At 56.4% G+C, this 16,636-nt stretch carries 13 protein-coding genes, 1 pseudogene and 1 CRISPR repeat array; of the genes and pseudogenes, 8 read left to right on the forward strand and 6 right to left on the reverse strand.

Translation table 11 applies throughout. The annotated features are described in order from the left end of the window. Window positions 1-323: contractile injection system protein, VgrG/Pvc8 family (locus K5D32_RS17405; protein ID WP_260407436.1), on the reverse strand; the 323-nt coding region annotated here is incomplete at its 3' end. A 330-nt stretch (window positions 324-653) separates the two neighbouring features. On the opposite strand from K5D32_RS17405, the pseudogene K5D32_RS17410 reads away from it, so the two are divergent. The 5 genes and pseudogenes from K5D32_RS17410 to K5D32_RS17430 form a co-directional block, all read left to right on the forward strand. Then, window positions 654-803 (forward strand): annotated as a pseudogene (locus tag K5D32_RS17410) (phage antirepressor); the annotation flags it as partial. A 195-nt stretch (window positions 804-998) separates the two neighbouring features. Then, window positions 999-1,447: direct repeats of the CRISPR family, unit length 28 nt; unit sequence CTTCACTGCCGTGTAGGCAGCTCAGAAA. Window positions 1,448-1,632: 185 nt separating this feature from the next. Continuing rightward, window positions 1,633-3,234: a hybrid sensor histidine kinase/response regulator gene (locus K5D32_RS17415; RefSeq protein ID WP_221578127.1), complete on the forward strand. Its 1,602-nt coding sequence runs from the start codon at window positions 1,633-1,635 to the stop codon at window positions 3,232-3,234. 542 nt (window positions 3,235-3,776) lie between these two features. Then, window positions 3,777-4,856, forward strand: a complete 1,080-nt coding sequence (locus tag K5D32_RS17420; RefSeq protein ID WP_221601219.1) for a hypothetical protein — start codon at window positions 3,777-3,779, stop codon at window positions 4,854-4,856. A gap of 82 nt (window positions 4,857-4,938) precedes the next feature. Next, the gene (locus tag K5D32_RS17425; RefSeq protein ID WP_221578125.1) at window positions 4,939-5,730 is read left to right on the forward strand and encodes a TSUP family transporter; all 792 of its coding nucleotides are present in this window, start codon (window positions 4,939-4,941) and stop codon (window positions 5,728-5,730) included. Next, window positions 5,727-6,611, forward strand: coding sequence for an alpha/beta hydrolase (locus K5D32_RS17430; protein ID WP_221601220.1), 885 nt, complete (start codon window positions 5,727-5,729; stop codon window positions 6,609-6,611). Before K5D32_RS17425 ends, K5D32_RS17430 begins: the two co-directional genes overlap by 4 nt. Window positions 6,612-6,677: 66 nt before the next feature. On the opposite strand, the gene K5D32_RS17435 is transcribed toward K5D32_RS17430, so the two are convergent. After that, window positions 6,678-10,205, reverse strand: a complete 3,528-nt coding sequence (locus K5D32_RS17435; protein ID WP_221601223.1) for an AAA domain-containing protein — start codon at window positions 10,203-10,205, stop codon at window positions 6,678-6,680. Between the two features lie 175 nt (window positions 10,206-10,380). Here K5D32_RS17435 and K5D32_RS17440 point away from each other — a divergent pair, with 175 nt between their 5' ends. After that, window positions 10,381-10,611, forward strand: coding sequence for a hypothetical protein (locus K5D32_RS17440; RefSeq protein WP_221578122.1), 231 nt, complete (start codon window positions 10,381-10,383; stop codon window positions 10,609-10,611). A 61-nt stretch (window positions 10,612-10,672) separates the two neighbouring features. Here K5D32_RS17440 and K5D32_RS17445 read toward each other — a convergent pair whose 3' ends face one another. Together K5D32_RS17445 and K5D32_RS17450 are read right to left on the reverse strand one after the other, a co-directional pair. Further along, window positions 10,673-11,428 carry a hypothetical protein gene (locus K5D32_RS17445; protein ID WP_221601224.1) on the reverse strand — a complete coding sequence of 252 codons (756 nt, stop codon included), beginning with the start codon at window positions 11,426-11,428 and terminating at the stop codon, window positions 10,673-10,675. 109 nt (window positions 11,429-11,537) lie between these two features. After that, the gene (locus tag K5D32_RS17450; RefSeq protein ID WP_221601226.1) at window positions 11,538-12,419 is read right to left on the reverse strand and encodes a LysR family transcriptional regulator; all 882 of its coding nucleotides are present in this window, start codon (window positions 12,417-12,419) and stop codon (window positions 11,538-11,540) included. A 96-nt stretch (window positions 12,420-12,515) separates the two neighbouring features. Here K5D32_RS17450 and K5D32_RS17455 point away from each other — a divergent pair, with 96 nt between their 5' ends. Then, on the forward strand, window positions 12,516-13,652 hold the full coding sequence (locus K5D32_RS17455) for a DSD1 family PLP-dependent enzyme (protein ID WP_221601228.1): 1,137 nt from the start codon (window positions 12,516-12,518) through the stop codon (window positions 13,650-13,652). Further along, entirely contained in the window at window positions 13,642-14,037 is a 396-nt protein-coding gene (locus K5D32_RS17460; RefSeq protein WP_221540675.1) for a RidA family protein, read from the forward strand. Before K5D32_RS17455 ends, K5D32_RS17460 begins: the two co-directional genes overlap by 11 nt. A 2-nt stretch (window positions 14,038-14,039) precedes the next feature. Here K5D32_RS17460 and K5D32_RS17465 read toward each other — a convergent pair whose 3' ends face one another. Together K5D32_RS17465 and K5D32_RS17470 are read right to left on the reverse strand one after the other, a co-directional pair. After that, window positions 14,040-14,606, reverse strand: coding sequence for a LysE family translocator (locus K5D32_RS17465; RefSeq protein WP_221537255.1), 567 nt, complete (start codon window positions 14,604-14,606; stop codon window positions 14,040-14,042). A 50-nt stretch (window positions 14,607-14,656) separates the two neighbouring features. After that, window positions 14,657-15,499 (reverse strand): AraC family transcriptional regulator, encoded by an 843-nt coding sequence (locus K5D32_RS17470; protein ID WP_221601231.1) that lies wholly within the window; start codon window positions 15,497-15,499, stop codon window positions 14,657-14,659. Window positions 15,500-16,636: the final 1,137 nt, after the last annotated feature.

Genomic DNA, 16,636 nt, shown 5'->3' on the forward strand with positions numbered 1-16,636 from the left:
ATCTGCTGGTCATGGTTATGCCGAAGGTAGGCGAGTTGCGGCACCAGTTTGATGCTGTAGCGGGTCAGCTTTTTGCCGGAGTCGCCTTGTTCGATTCGGTAGACCAGGCCATGAATGATGCCTTTTCCCGTTGCCCCGAAAGTCAGGTAGCCGGGTTTGTGCAGCAGCTCTTCGAGTTTCAGATCAGGGCGGGAGCTGACCAGTTCGATGTCGAAGGAATATGGCTGGTTAAGGGCTTCGCGACCGATGAAACTGAGGACTTGCAGGTCGGTGGAAACGCCTTCGAGCGTCAGGGAGATATGGGTAGCATTTGCGTCCAGCATGCTTTGAATTTCATCCAATGAAATAGCAGAGTGCAGGATGGTGCAGGAAGACTGCCAAGCCTTCAAGAGGGCCACCACTTGCCTGTCCTGCCCCTGCGCGCCGTCCGCTGCCAAATCAGCGACCGGGTTGACGACCCGATCTATCCAGGCGTATCAGCGTCTCCCCCACTGCTTCGGGCTTAAGCTTGAAGTGCGTGCTATGGCGGCTGTGCGTCGGAGATCTTCGGGGCTGCCGGTTTCCTGGATACCGGTTCGTCAACCTTCGCACAGCTGCCACCCATTCGTTTGACGACGTTGTTTGGCAGCTTCAATCATCCAGGAGCTACGCCGATGTACACCCTCAATCCCTCTGCGCCCTGCACAGACCAATTTGAAGCCCTCGTTTTCAACCGCCATCACCGCGTCTTGCGTGCCGTCACGTCCGACGCTCAGGCCTGGTTTTGCCTGTCGGACCTTGCGCGTCTGATGGGCAAGCGGCTCGTGATGTGAAAAGCGATTGACCTTCGCGCCCGGCAGTTTTTTGGCAAAGGCCTGCCGGGTTCTGACCCTCTTTTTTCGGCCCGCTTCAGCCCCTTTAAAATCAATGACTTATAAACACCTCGAAAAAAAAGGGTAAAACTGCGCTATGGCCATGGTTTTGCTTTTAAAACGAGGGGTTATTGGGCAGAGTGTCTACTTCACTGCCGTGTAGGCAGCTCAGAAAAGGGAGGACAGATCCGCTTTGCCAGCGGGTTTCTTCACTGCCGTGTAGGCAGCTCAGAAATGGTTAGCCGCACCTTCCGCGTTCCAAAGCTCCTTCACTGCCGTGTAGGCAGCTCAGAAAGGTTGTCGGACCTAGTGACGTGGCGTCGGAAACTTCACTGCCGTGTAGGCAGCTCAGAAAGGATCACGCTCGGACTTGAAAGCGCGGCGTAACCTTCACTGCCGTGTAGGCAGCTCAGAAATTCATCGAACTTACCGACAAGGCCGGAACGATCTTCACTGCCGTGTAGGCAGCTCAGAAACAGACCTGCGCCCAGAAGTCGGGGTTCTTTTCCTTCACTGCCGTGTAGGCAGCTCAGAAAATCTTCGAAATTCAGATAGAATGCGTTGTTGGCTTCACTGCCGTATAGGCAGTTTAGAAACTTTGCGGCATCAATGACGTCTCGCGGATAAATCCGCTCCTACGCCGAGACAGCGGGTGATTACCTACAGGCAGTCCGTATCTCACCCAACTCTTTTGCCCTACCGCACATAACCCTTCGGAACCGAACAGGTAAGATAATGCTCTTATGGTTCACTGATGTGACCGAGCGTTGAGGGTGGGTGTGTGAGTGATAATAAAGTCAGGGTGAATAACCTGGTTACGGGTGATATCTCTCATCCGCAAAAAGATATCTTTTTTGCAGCCGTCGAAACCACCCGGATGCCGATGATATTTACCGACCCTCATCGCCCGGATAATCCCATCATCTTTGCCAATCAGGCTTTTCTCGAGATGACGGGCTATTCAGCCGATGAGATCGTGGGCCGTAACTGTCGCTTTCTGCAGGGGCCGGAAACGGATCGCGAAGTTGTCGCTGCCTTGCGCCAGGCCATTGCAGACAAGCAAGACATCGCGACGGAAATCCTGAACTACAAGAAGGACGGCTCGTCGTTCTGGAACGCCCTGTTCATGTCGCCGGTCTTCAATGACAACGGCGATCTTGTCTACTTTTTCGCCTCCCAACTGGATGTCAGCCGCCGCCGAGATGCTGAGGATGCCTTGCGTCAAGCGCAGAAAATGGAAGCACTGGGCCAATTGACCGGCGGGATTGCCCATGACTTCAATAACCTGTTGCAAGTCATGGGGGGTTACATCGGTCTGATCGACTCAGCCACCGACAAATCCAACATCGATGTCCCTCGCATCAAACGAAGCGTCGAACACGCCAAGTCGGCCGTTGACCGTGCCAGCACCCTGACCAAGCAACTCCTGGCTTTTGCCCGCAAGCAGAAGCTGCAAGGCCGGGTACTGAACCTCAATCAAGTGGTCACGGGCATGGAGGCCTTGATCGAGCGTACTTTCGGTGCAGAAGTGCCGGTTGAGTACAGCCTTGAGCCCGCCCTTCTCAACTGCCGCCTCGACCCGAGCCAGGCCGAAGTTGCGCTGCTGAACATCCTGATCAACGCACGGGATGCGCTGATTGGCAGGCAGGACCGTCGGGTGTTCATCGAAACGCGAAACATCATCGTGAAGGACCTGGCCAGCGTCTCTTATGACGGCCTGTTGCCGGGCAGTTACGTGAGTATTTCGATCACCGACAATGGCATCGGCATGCCGGCCAACATTCGCGACCGGGTCATGGACCCGTTCTTCACGACCAAGGAAGAAGGCCAGGGCACCGGTCTTGGGCTGTCGATGGTCTATGGCTTTGCCAAGCAATCGGGCGGAGCGGCGCGGATCTACTCCGAGGAAGATGTCGGGACCACGCTGCGCCTCTACTTCCCGGTGGATGATGCCAGCATCAGTATTCATGACCACGCCACACCGATTGCCAGCAAAACTGGCAGCGAGCGCATCCTGATCGTCGAGGATCGCCCCGACGTTGCGGAGCTGGCCAAGATGGTGCTGGAAGATTACGGCTACGTCACCGACATGGTGCTCAATGCACGGGAAGCGCTGAAACGTTTTGAAAGCGGCGAGACGTATGACCTGCTTTTCACCGACCTGATCATGCCGGGCGGGATGAACGGGGTGATGCTGGCCAGGGAAGTGAAACGGCGCTACCCGAAAATCAAGGTGCTGCTGACCACAGGTTACGCCGAAAGCTCTATCGAGCGGACTGACCTGGGCGGCACAGAGTTTGAAGTAGTGTCCAAGCCTTGCATGCCTCACGATCTCGCCAGAAAAGTACGCCAGGTGCTCGACGGTCCCAACGGCGTAGCCTGAGTGACAGTGCCTGTTGCGGCTACGTGCAACAGGCACCGAATATCCCTTAAATGACGTGCGCCTATCACGGCCAAGGGGACAGTTTTATCAAAATAATTTGCTGGCCATTATTTTGATGTTAATCTCGGCGCGTTTTTTCAGTGGGTCATTATCTGCCCCGGGAAGTTTCAATACTCCCGATCCACTTTGAAAGACTCGCTACAGAAAATCAAAATAAAAACAATCTGCCAGGTTTTCCTATATGCGCCTTCAAGAACGCACCGCACTGCCGCTTCCGTTCCCGTCACCCTTGCTCTGCCGTTCCCTGCGAGCACTCCGATTACGTTAGAAAAATCCATGCACGTTACGTATTGCGCGTAACACAGGCATTGACAGGCACTTCGCGTCTGAAGGCCGACGGTCTATCTGTGCTTTTGAAAACTTCATGGATTCGCATCAACCTGAAGCAATGCATCGTTTGATATGCAGGGCCTTGTGCGTTGTTGTTCAAGCAGTGCCTGTAAACAATAAAAAAGGTGCAAAGCACCACAGGGATGTCACACATGACCACCGCTATAAAACAAAGTACCGAATCCGTTATCTCTCTCGCCCATCAGGAAGTCAGAACGTTCCGCTTTGATGTTCAGCAGTCAAAACTGCTGCATATGTTCTGCGAGGAATTGGCGGCTATTGGCGGGCCGCAGGCGGCGGGTGCCAGGGCCAAGGCTTCTGTCGCGGCCACCGAGTTGAAGTTCTCGATGTCGAAAGAGCAATCAGAACTTCTGCTTGCCTACTCCGATGGTCTTATCTCGCTGCTGATATTCGAAGGCCTGCAAACGATCAGCAATGACAGCCCACCCGATGAGTTGCCGGAGCTGGCAGCCCTGGAAGGTCGGCACGACGTGCTGTGCATGGCCGCCCGCAACCAGATCCTGTTGAAGCTGGTGGATAACAGCTCCTTTGCCTATGACATGGACAACGAAGGAAAACTGGTTCGTCTGGTCGCCAACTTCAAAGGCGGTGGCCTGACCAAAATCACCGCAGAACCTGAGGTCAAGGAGTTGAGCTCCCATTCGGGCCTGGCGCTCGGGCCTCATACCGAAGCACCTTACTGGTGTGCCGTGAACGCCCAGGACGGGCATTCGCCCTCGCCGTCTTCGCTGATCCTTTCGGCCCTGTGGAACCCGAGTCTGGAACCGACCACCGTCATTCCACTCCCGCCTGTGCTGGACAAGATTGGCGTTACGAACTGCCTGGCGCTGACGACCGGCAGCTTCCAGTTCACCCGCAGCGATTCTTTTGTCAGCGGCAAAGGCGAAGACGGTCGCGGTGTGTCGATTCTGGAGTTCGACAATAAAGTCGGCTTCGCAGCCCGCTTCAACTCGTATCGTTTTTCAGTCAATGAAAACGCTTCACCCTTTGTGAAAAAGGCTTACTCCGCGCTTTGCAAAGGCATTGAAGAAGCCACACCTTGTGAATATGTACTGACCCAGGAATCGGCAATAGTCATCAATAACATTCGGGCCTTGCATTGTCGGGATGTCATCAAGGACAACCGGCGAGTATTGGTGCGGATATTTGGCATGTCCAAGTTCTCTGCCCCTCTGGTTATTTCAGAAGATCCGCTGTTGTTGCGTGGTTGATTGCGTTGCACCCGGTTTTGTCGGGGGTCTTGAACGGCCAGCCATGCAGATGGCTGGCCTGTATGGGTAATGAGGAAATGTAATGGCCTGGGATTTGATTGGCATGTTGGCGCTTGTGGCTTTTTGCGCCGGTTTTTTTGATGCGATTGCCGGAGGTGGCGGGCTGATCACTTTGCCGGCCCTGTTTCTGGCGGGCGTCGACCCTATCAGTGCAATTGCCACGAACAAGTTTCAGGCCGCTTCGGCCACCATTTCGGCAACGATCACTTTTGCCCGCAAAGGCATGATCGAATGGCGAGAAGGTCGCTTTCTGGTGCTCTGTGGATTTATCGGCGGGGCCAGTGGTGCATTGCTGGTCAGTTCTATCGACAAACGCTATCTGGAAGTCTGCGTGCCGGTGATGCTGATTCTGGTTGCGCTTTATTTTGCGTTCTCACCAAAGATCGGCAATGAAGATCGCCGTAAACGAATCGGGATTCTGCTGTTCTCTTTTACCGTGGCACCTGCCCTGGGTTTTTACGACGGTGTATTTGGCCCCGGTGTCGGTTCGTTCTTTATTGTCGGTTTCGTGTTGCTCTGCGGCCTGGGCATGATGCGGGCCATGAGTTTTACAAAACTGGCGAATGCGTCATGCAACCTGGGTTCCTTGTCGGTCTTTATCACCAAAGGCGTGATTATCTGGCCGATAGCGATTGCCATGGCATTGGCTGCTTTTGTTGGCGCGCAACTGGGTGCGCGGGCCGCAGTGCGGGTCGGGCCACGGTTGATCAAACCCATGTTGGTGGTGGTGTGTTGCGCGCTGGCCATTAAACTTTTGAGCGTGGAAACCAACCCCTTGCGAGTCGCCTTCATGCACACACTGGCTTCGTTATGATCAATCTGTCGGCGTTATCTCACAGCTCTCGAATTCGATCCCGGTTGCAGTTCGATGAAACGCCGACAGGTCCTGCGCGTTATTTTTCACAAGCCTTCGAGGGGTATGAACTTGAAGGCCGAATTCTCGCAAATGCCGCATTGCCAGATGCACTCCCACAGGTGCTAGCCATTCATGGAGCCCGCTCGGATTACAGCAAACTGAATGGCATTCTTTATCCTTTGCAGGCGTCGGGCGTTGCCAGTCTGAGTTTCAATCTTTCGGGGCATAACACGACAACCAATATCCAGCTGGCAGACACTTCCCTGGGCAATAACCTGCAAGAAGCCCTGCGGTTTGCCGCTTGCATGGGCACACATTTCGATACGGTGATCGGTCACAGCATGGGCGGAGCACTGGCCCTGAAAGTAGCTGAAGCCCACAAGGCCAGCGTCAGGAAGATCATACTATTCTGCCCGGCCCTGTATTCGGATGTCGCTTATCAACAGCCGTTTGGCGAGCCGTTCAAAAGCGCCATTTCAGTCCCGTATAGCTTTCTCGATTCGTCATCCCTCGAATTCCTGAATGAGTTCGAGGGAGAACTGCTGCTGGTAATCGGAGAGTTTGATGGTCTTGAATCCACGGCCTTCGGCAAAGTGGCGGGCACATCAGCCGGAACAGTGACAATAGATCAAGGCACACCGCACGAGCGCATCATCAATAGCCCGATTCCTTATGAAGTGATCGAGGCCATCGAGAAAAACCTGCGCCCTCATACTTTCAGAAAGTTTGTACTGCCCGGATGCGACCATGCTGTTTCGGCCTGGTTTCGTAATAACCCGGAATATGCGCGGGATCTGGCGCAGGAGATTTCAGGTTTTCTGAATAACCAGTGCGTTTGACACTCGGCCCACTAACCGGACGGCGGTAGCCAGAAAGCGGATTCCGGACTGCCGCAGCACGCGGCCTCAATGTACAGGGTCGATACGTGCAGCGAGACTCTGCCGATGGGTGCCTATCTCGCTTGCCACATCAGGTCCTTGATACACCATGGACGTTTCATAATTGGCCCCGCTGCCGCGATTTGCGCTGAACCAGTTGAATGATCCCATGCACAGTAACTGATCATCGGCCATGACGATTTTGCTATGCACCTTGCGCACGACATGGGATTCAATCTGCTGACCTCGCAATGATTGCAGGGCCTGCTTGAGCGCCTCACTCGGATTCTTTTCCCAGTGCGCACGAAGATTGAAATCACGATCCGTATAAACCTTCACCTTGATGCCACGCGCCACGGCGTCAGTCATGGCTTGCCAGGCACCGATGTCATGGATGCGCTGCAAAATGATCCACGGTGAAACGATGTGTACTTCGCGTGTTGCAGTCGCCAGGGTCTTGAGCAGGAACTGATCGTGGGCCGGGGCATTGATCAGATGACTAAAGGTTGAGCGGGAAGTCTGCAGGTCCTTGCGCGGCTGATATTGAAATACCAGTTCGCTGGCAGGGTCGCGCAGCAGGTATTCAGCCAGAAGGCCTCGCGGCTTGGCCTCAGGCACCATGCCGAACAGGTCCATGTCGCCGAAGACCAGAAAACTGTCCTTGGCGCGGGATACTGCGACGTTCAGCATGCTTGAGCGGCGGTCGATGAAACCGCCATTGGCGTGCTTGGAATACACTGCCGAAAAAATCACCACGGGGCGCGCCGCGCCCTGGAAGGAATGCACGGTGCCCACCGTCAGTTCGCCATCGCCCTTGCCGGTCTTTATACCGCAGGCATCGCATGCTTCGGCGATAGCCTGGGACTGAGCACCAAAGGGGGTGATAACCCCGACGATCTTCCACAACTCCTGACCATAGCGCTCTTCAAGCTGCGAGCGATGGGCGACAAGCCATTGCGCGATGGTTTCAGCTTCCAGACGGTTCATCCGGCTACGGCCGTTCTGCTGCTGGCAAATACCATCCACATGCAGATAACCCAGTGCCGGTAATCCACCTTGAGGTTTTTCACCACGCCTGGGCACCAGCTTGCCCCGATAGCAGAGGGCATTGCAGTAATCGACAATCGAGTCGTAGCAACGACGATGTTCGTAGAGGAACATCCCGCGGTCCATGTCAGGGTCGTAATGATAGCGGCTGGCATTCTGGGCAATACGCATCACGCTGCCCGAGGCCGCACTGACGCCGGTGGCGCAGAGTGTTTCATAGGCGTGGTCCACGCCAACCCGTGGCAACAGCCCGGCGCTCATCAGGTTGCCGATATCCACCGAGTCGGGAATCGACCAGATAGGCTCGATTTGCAGGGTATCGCCAATGACCAGCGCTTTTTTGGCCAGGGCAAAGGAGGCCCCCGCCACTTCAGGCAGGACCTGACCGGCCTCGTCGACGATCAACAGGTCGATAAGCTCGTACATGTAGTCATCGTCGTAGCCACTGCCGTTATGTTTGCTGCCTTTCAGATAGCTGGGCAGCATGAAGAAGGTCGACACCACACAGGGGGTCAGCTTCATCCAGCGATGCCAGCGCTTCTCCAGAGTTTTGCGGCCATTGGCTTTGGGGTTTTTCAGGATATCCGGCAAGGTCTGCTCAAGCTCAAGCAGCCATCGCCCTTCCCAATAATGGGTACTCAACAGGAAAATCGGGAAGCGTATGCGTGTGTCGGCCAGAGCATCGCACTCGCTGAGCGTCATGTCGTCGGTGACCGCATCGGCAGGCAGCTCCAGAGGCTGCAATGCTCCATGCCAGTTCGTCAGGCATTGCTGCCGTGCCTGCAGCAGGGCTTGAGCGCTGAAGATTCTGGCTTCCTGCGTGGCGACCTGCTCTGTGACAGCCTTACGCCAGGCCACCACGGCATCACTGATTGCCGACACCTTGTTCAGCGATGACAACTGCTCCAGTTGCTCTTCACTGAGCAGAGGCTCTGAAGTCTGCGGATCGAGGTGACTGCGCTCGATATGCAGGCAAGCCCGCAGCCGACGCTTTTGCTGTACGGGCGTGATCCAGGCAAACAGCACGTACCACAGAGGCTCATCGGCCAGATACTGGCGCAATGAGGTTTCCAGGGCTTTGAATCGAGCGCCTTTGGCTTTGAGAGTCTGTACCGCCGTGCGCGCACTCTCGATACCGGCATCGGGGTCGTCGCCCCATTCGGCTCGAAGTGCCTCACGAGCCTTGACAAGCGCATCCCATGACTGCTCGATCACCCTCAGCTCGTGGGCGCGAGCCTCCAGTGCCTGATGCAACTGTTTGACGGCTACATCGACCGTGAGCGGCGCAATGCCCGCAAAGGCCAACGCAGCGTTGCTCAACCATTCGCTTTGTGCACGCGCCAGATAGGCTGAGGATTCGGTCTTGGTAAAGAAGCTCTGGCTCTGATACTTGCGTACGGTTTCAGGGTTGGCAGATGAGCTTGCAAAATAAGCCCCGAAACTGTCGATATCCGGCAACCAGCGTCCGGCAAAAGGACCATTACCCTTGGCGAAATCCGAACCGAAGGCATCGAGAATATTGGTCACGGCCTGGTTATTGGTGGAGCTGGCCACAATCACCGGAGGCTCGGCCTGGGCAAGCGCCGCCTCGGCCCACAGTGATGCAACCACCGATAACAGCAGCGTTGTCTTGCCGGTTCCGGGCGGTCCGTTCACACCCAGAATATCGCCGTGGCGGGATGTCAGAAAATGCGCCAGCGCATCGCGTTGCTCATCAGCCAGAGCGTATTGATCGCTGGCATGCCCAAGACGCGCTGTAAAGCCTGCGCTTTTATGCAGGCAGGGTTCGGGAGCAAGAGTGACTTGACTGGCATAACGTTCAAAAAGCGCACTGCCGGGTTTCGTATCACGTATGTGATCGTACAGACGAACAATATGCTGGCTGGCCCCGGATATCTTTTCTTCCTTGAACAGACACCACTCATTCGAGCGCTCATAACCGTTGTCGCCTTGCAGCCAGCCAGGGCTGACCTCCTCTAGAAAGTGTTCACAGAACTGCAAGTAGGCAGCCCATTGACGGGCGTACTCATCGGCATCCGCCGCCTGGTCATCTTCCGGCGGCTCAAAGGCCGGTAATGTGTTGACTGCCAGAAAGGTATCCACATCGGCGACATCGCCCAGCGAGAAACTGCCCGACTCCAGGGGGTCGAGAATGTCACGTGGTATGACGGTGTTGGCGGTCGGGAAAAATTGCCCGTGACGATTGACACGCACATGCCCGATCAGTGGTGTCACTATCGCATGCATGCCGCTGCGGACTTTGCCGTGCTCAAGTCGCGCCCTGAAAACCCAGGGCCGAATAGTGACCTCAATACTCTGGCATCGCTCAGGCTCATCCTTGAACAGGCATTCGACGGTTTCGCTCCCCAGATACCCTGACTGCAAGGCCTCGAACGGAAGGCGAATATGATCGGTCAGGCCATCAGATTTGAGGCCACCGTTACCATTTTCGGCATCGACCAGAGAGTTGCGCCAGTATTTGGCGAAGTTGAGAGCGTTTTCGTTCATCGTCCTGATTCATTTTGATCCATTGGTGGGGCAGAACCTTAACAGACAAGCAAATGAGGCCATATAGCCTTTAACCAGCATCCAGGTACAAAAACCGCATCCCTGTTCCTGACTGGTCTATCGTTGAACCTGATCGCCCCATGAAGGGACGGCCGTTCAGGAAATGGAGAAGACTATGAAGAAGCTAGTGATGGCGACATTCGCTGCAACTCTATTGCTGGGCAGTATCGCGGCCCCGGCACTTGCCGAAAGCGAACTGGAGAAAGGCGTCCGGCACGACGTTCGGGAAGTCGAAAAGGGCGCCAAACATGACGCCAAGGAAGTCGACAAAGGTGCCAAGCACGACGATGAAGAACGCCACAAGGCCGACAAGCATGTGGACAAGGAAGTGAAGAAAGACCTCTAACCTGGAACGAGTATCCAGAGTCTGGTCGTCAGCAGAACCTGCGACCAGACTCGCCCCCGAATTACTCAGGCTTTTCCTCTTTGACCTTCTGTGCCACTTCGCCGGCCATGGATGTCGTCACCACACCACCCACACCCGGCACGACTCGCGTCACGGTTGCGTTGACGGTGGTGCTGATGTTGCGGGTATAGGAATCAATCGGCATACCGCCACGCATGTGGGCTGAAACCACTTGCGGCCGCATGACGGTGTAAGTGATGGTCGAACTGATGGTGCGGAACAGATTGCCCAGGGCCGACATGATTGAAATGACGGTCAGCGCCGCAAAGGGGATCGACAGCCACATGATACTCATCTTGAACAGAGCGCTTGGGGTGGGCAGCTCGCTGAGGCTTCGGCAGTAAACAATCGAAGCGACCAGGTAAGCGGCTGCCAGCGCGGCAATCGCAACAGGGTCGCGAATATCGAAAGCCAGCCGGGAAAACAGCAGGCCATAAATGACCACGCTGGTGAGCACGTCCGGGACCAGGCTTTTAAGACCATCCACGGCTTTGGATATGTTGTAGATCACAAAACCGATGACCACGATCCAGCCCAGAACCGGGATGACCGCCAGTGCCATGACCAGCACCGAGAGCAGCAGGCCACGAATGATGCCGTGGTGCAGGTTGTTCTTGATCAGGAAGTAGACAAAGTAGCTGCAGGAAAACAGACCAATCAGGGCAAATGAAACGCCAGCGGCCTCGGGTTGCAGAAAAAAGCTCAGACAGCCCACGATGATCATGAAGGCCAGACACAGGTATCCACTTTGATTCATTGATGTTCGTCCATGATGGAAGCTCTGCGCATCCTGCGGGGTTGGGCTGAGCGGTGACTGAAGTTACAGCGATATCGGCGTGATATCAGTCATCTTTAAGAACAATCACTCACCTCAACGACTCTTCAAGAAACCCCACCAGCGCCTGCATCCGCGCACTGCGGTGTTTGCGTGACGGCACCAGCAACAGGATCGGCGCGCTCTCGAACGACCAGTCCGCCAGCACCCGCACAAGCGCGCCACTCTGAATCGCATCGCTCACATCCCATTCCGAGCGCAAGACCAGCCCTTGATCCTGCTCGGCCCAGCGGCGCGCCACGCTGCCATCGTTGCAGAGCATCGCGGGCTCGATGCGCACCGTATGCCGGGCGGTCTGTTTGCGCAGGTGCCAGAGCGTGACGTCTTCTTCGTTCTCGCGAATGCAGATGCAGCGGTGGTTCGTCAGTTCAGTCGGGTTCTGGGGCACGCCATGGGTTTTCAGGTACTGCGGGCTGGCGCACAACCAGCGCTCGTTTTGCACCAGGATGCGGGCCACCCATGAGCTGTCATTGATGCTGCCGATATGGATCACGGCATCGCTGTCATGTCGATCCGGCCAGGGTGTTTCGCGCAGATCCAGGTGCAGACGCAACCCCGGATGCAGCTTCGCAAAACGCGCCAGCAATGGCGCAATGCGTTGGCGACCGTAGCCGAAGGGCGCGGCGAGTCGCAGGGTGCCAGTCAGTTGATCGTCAGGCTGTTTGAAGGATTCTGGCAACGCTTCCAGCCGCTCCAGCAAGGCTGCGCTTTCTCTGGCAAAACGTTCGCCTTCCGCCGTCAGGCTCAGGCGTCGGGCATCGCGATTGGCCAGGTTGGAACCCAGTAAAGCCTCCAGCTTACGCAGGCGCATGGACAGCGCAGGTGGCGAAACGTTGAGGGTTCTGGCGGCTGCGCTCAAGGATTCGGAACGCGCCAAGGTCACGGCCAGACGTAAATCTTCAATGGTGATCATTCAATTTTACTTAATCATAAATGACACCTGATTTAACCATGGATTTACGGTTGATCAGTAGAGTGAAGGTCGTCAGTCGCCCTTTGAGTACCGATCATGCCCAACGCCCTCTCCAGCCTGGAAACTCCTGCCGCGATCATCGATGTGGCCAGAATGCAGCGCAATATTCAGCGCATGCAGCAACGTATGGACAGCCTGGGCGTTCGCTTGCGCCCGCATGTCAAAACCAGCAAGTGTCTGCCGGTGATCCAGGAGCAGACAGCGTCGGGTGCCCGTTGTGTCACGGTGTCGACCTTGAAAGAAGCGGAGCACTGCTTTGCGGTCGGGATCACTGACATTCTCTACGCGGTCGCCATGGTGCCCGGTAAATTGCCTCAAGCGCTGGCGCTCAAACGTCAGGGCTGCGAGTTGAGCATCATCACCGACAGCGTTGCCGGTGCCAAAGCCATCGTCGCGTTTGGTCGGGAGCAAGGCGAAGTGCTGGAGGTCTGGATCGAGGTCGACTGTGATGGCCATCGCTCGGGGATCAAGTACGACGACACTGTGCTGATCGAGGTCGCGCAAGTACTGCATGACGGCGGCATGCAGCTCGTCGGAGTCATGACTCATGCCGGTTCCAGCTATGAACTGAACACCGCCGAAGCCCTGCAACGGTTGGCAGAGCAAGAGCGTTATCAGTGCGTCAGCGCCGCCGAGCGGATTCGGGCGGCAGGTCTGCCGTGCCCGCAAGTGAGTATCGGCTCGACACCCACGGCGCTGTCGGCTGCCGATCTGCAAGGCGTCACCGAAGTGCGCGCCGGGGTGTATGTGTTCTTTGATCTGGTGATGCATAACGTCGGCGTGTGCCAGGCCGCTGAACTGGCCTTGAGCGTGCTGACCACGGTCATCGGCCATCAACTGGACAAGGGCTGGATCATTACCGACTCGGGCTGGATGGCCATGAGCCGCGACCGTGGCACCCAACGCCAGCAACAGGATTTCGCCTATGGCCAGGTGTGCCGCGAAGACGGCCAATGGATCGACGGTGCCCTGCTGCACAGCGCCAATCAGGAACACGGCATCGTCACTCTGCAAACACCCGCAAACGGCGACCTGACCGCCCTCTTCCCCATAGGCAGCCGCCTGCGCATTCTGCCGAACCACGCCTGTGCGACGGGCGCGCAATTCCCCCATTACCACGCCCTCGATGCCGATGGCGAAACGCATATCTGGAGTCGCCTGCATGGCTGGTAAACCGATCGACCTGATCCACGCCCCAGACGCCGCAACGCCGGGCGGGCATTACTCGCAAGCCGTTCGTCATCAAGGGCTGCTGTGGGTGTCCGGCCAGTTACCGGTACGCGCCGATGGCAGCCACAGTGTCGATGAGCCTTTCGAGGTTCAAGCCGCCATTGTTCTGAGCAACCTGATGGCGATTCTCGAAAAGGCTGGCAGTGGTGCGGATGATCTGTTGAAGGTGACCGTCTATATCGTCGGCATCGAACACTGGCCCGCGTTCGACCAACTCTACGCCCGCTGCCTGGGCCAGCATCGCCCGGCACGCGCGGTGGTGCCCGTGCCGGTTTTGCATCATGGGTATCTGATTGAAATCGAGGCGGTTGCGAGGTGTGAAGGCTGACCTCAGCGCAGGTAGCCAGCCCACGCCGATACCAGCAGCAACACCGCCATGCCACGGTTCAACCGCTGCATGGCCCGCCCGGACTTGAGCAGCCGCGCCGATCCAAGGCCCAGCAATGCCCAGCACGTCATGCAGGGCAGCGATACCAGAAAGAACACCAGTGCCAGATCGACCACCGTGCCCTGGCTGAAGACGCTGACAACCGCCAGCGCCATCATCCATGTCTTGGGGTTGACCACTTGCAGGCCTGCCGCGCCGATAAAGCCGAGCCGTTGCTGCTTGTCGTCCTGTTCGATGGTGCTGGCGCTGTTGAAAATCTTCCACGCCAGCCAGGTCAGCCAGAGCACACCGATGGTTGCCATCACCTGATGGGCACCCGGTATCTGCACCAGAGAGCGCCCCACTCCGGTCCCGACCACCAGCACCAATGCCGCCGCCCCCATGCAGCCGCCGAAAATGATCGGCAGGCTGGCGCGCAAGCCATAACGGGCGCTGTTGCTCAGGACCAGAATATTGGTCGGGCCTGGGGTAATGGAGGACACAAAGGCAAACAGCAGGAAGGACAGCATGGGCACGACTCCAGAAACGAGATGCACTCATGCTCGCCCGGCACGCGGCTTTAGTCTGGAAGATCCGTGCAGCGGTTTCGATAGGCGGATGGCGTCATGCCGTTGGCACGCAGAAACCATCGACCCAGGTGACTCTGATCGGCAAAACCCAGGTCACTGGCCACCTGGACGGGCAACGCTCCGGCGGCCAGCATCCTACGGGCCTGGGCCAGACGCAACTGCACCAGGTATGCATGAGGTGGCAGGCCAAACGCCGACTTGAAGGCACGGCTCAGACGAAAACGATCCACGCCGCAGGCCTGAGCCAGTTCATCGAGGCCCAGGTCGCGTCGAAAGTGGGCATGCAGATAGTCACGGGCGCGCAAGGCCACCTGCGGCAGGCGCGGGTCCTGATTCTGCCGAAGCCGCCAGCGCAGATTGCCGGTCAGTTGATCCAGTAATCCATCGAGGGCGCTTTGCCGGAACAAGCGAGTCTCCTGTCCATGCAGCGCGGCAAAGGCAAAAAGAGTGGCGTTGGTCAGGCGAGGGTCGCTGGCCAGAGTGCTGGCGAAACCAAGTTGATAGCCATCCGGCGCGTCTTCAAACAGCGAGGGCAACTCACGGGCCAGCCAGTCAGGATCGAGGTACAGCATCCGATAAGTAAAACCGTCGGCGCTGGGCGCATCCCCATCATGAATCTCACCCGGCTCCAGCATGAACACCTGCCCCGGCGTACAGGCATAACGCTGCCGCCCGCAGTGAAACTGCTGCACACCCTGCTCCGTGACACCTACCAGATAACTGTCATGCCAATGCGGATCGTAGACATGTGCATTCCCGTGAAAATGGGCATGCAACGTCTCGATACCGGTGTCGCGGTCCTGAGCAAGATTGATCCAGTTGCTCTGAGTCATGGTGGGCTTATGGGGCTTGGGGTGGGATGGAGTGTTATCGCGTATGGGCGGTGGGAAGTCTAGAAGGTTTGTGCAGGGTTGGCTGATCACGGTTCAAATCTGTAGGACCGGATTCATCCGGGAAAGGGGTATTTCAAACGACATATCTATGTCGGATGTACCCTTTCGCGAATGAACCCGCCTACCGAGCAAGGCGGATCAGTTAAGGCCATGAATTAATTTGTGGGAGGCAGCTTGCTGGCGACTTCAGTGTCATGCAGGCAGCTTAGAAACGCCTGGGTGAATACCTGCTCGACCGAGTCGAGTTCACTGCCGTGTAGCTAAATTTCTGAGCTGCCTATGCGGCAGTGAAGAGCTGTCCGCTATAAAGCTGCTTTCGATTCGCTTTCTGAGCTGCCTATGCGGCAGTGAAGAACAAGAACTGGTAGTTGACATGTTCGCTGGATTTCTGAGCTGCCTATGCGGCAGTGAAGCCCAAGGCTACAAGGGCAGGGGCGCGCTGGTATTTCTGAGCTGCCTATGCGGCAGTGAAGCCATGCGCGCCACGGAGAGCGGTCAAGGGGTTTTTCTGAGCTGCCTATGCGGCAGTGAAGAAGACACTCTGCTAGATAACCTTCCGTTTTCAAAGAAAAATATGTACCAAACGCTGTTTTACCCCTTTTTTTACCAAGTTTTGTAAGTCATTGATTCTTAAGGAACGAATCTGAGGCGAAAAAAAGAGGGTCAAAAAAGGGTTCATTGCTGGTGCATTTCTGTCTTCACTGTCGCGGCCAAGGCCCCTCCCACAAAAATGTATTGCCCTCGATACCGTGTCGCGGATAAATCAGATCCCCGTGGGAGGGGGCTTGCCCGCGACAAGACACATAACAGGGAGTATTGATTCTCGCCATGCAGGGAGGCCTTGCGCTGCGGTTGTTCGGTAATCGAGGAGCGATGAGGTCGCTAGTCTGGGTCAATTGCTGATCCTGACCCTCTTTTTTCGCCCACCATGCACCCTTTTAAAATCAATCACTTACAGAACCGACGAAAAAAAAGGGGTAACACGATCGCAAGCTCATATTTTTCTTTGAAAACGGAAGGTTATCGAGCAAAGTGTCTACTTCACTGCCGTGTAGGCAGCTCAGAAATGTTTGGCAA

The sequence above is a fragment of the Pseudomonas cichorii genome (assembly GCF_019719005.1).
Taxonomy (GTDB): Bacteria; Pseudomonadota; Gammaproteobacteria; order Pseudomonadales; family Pseudomonadaceae; genus Aquipseudomonas; species Aquipseudomonas cichorii_E.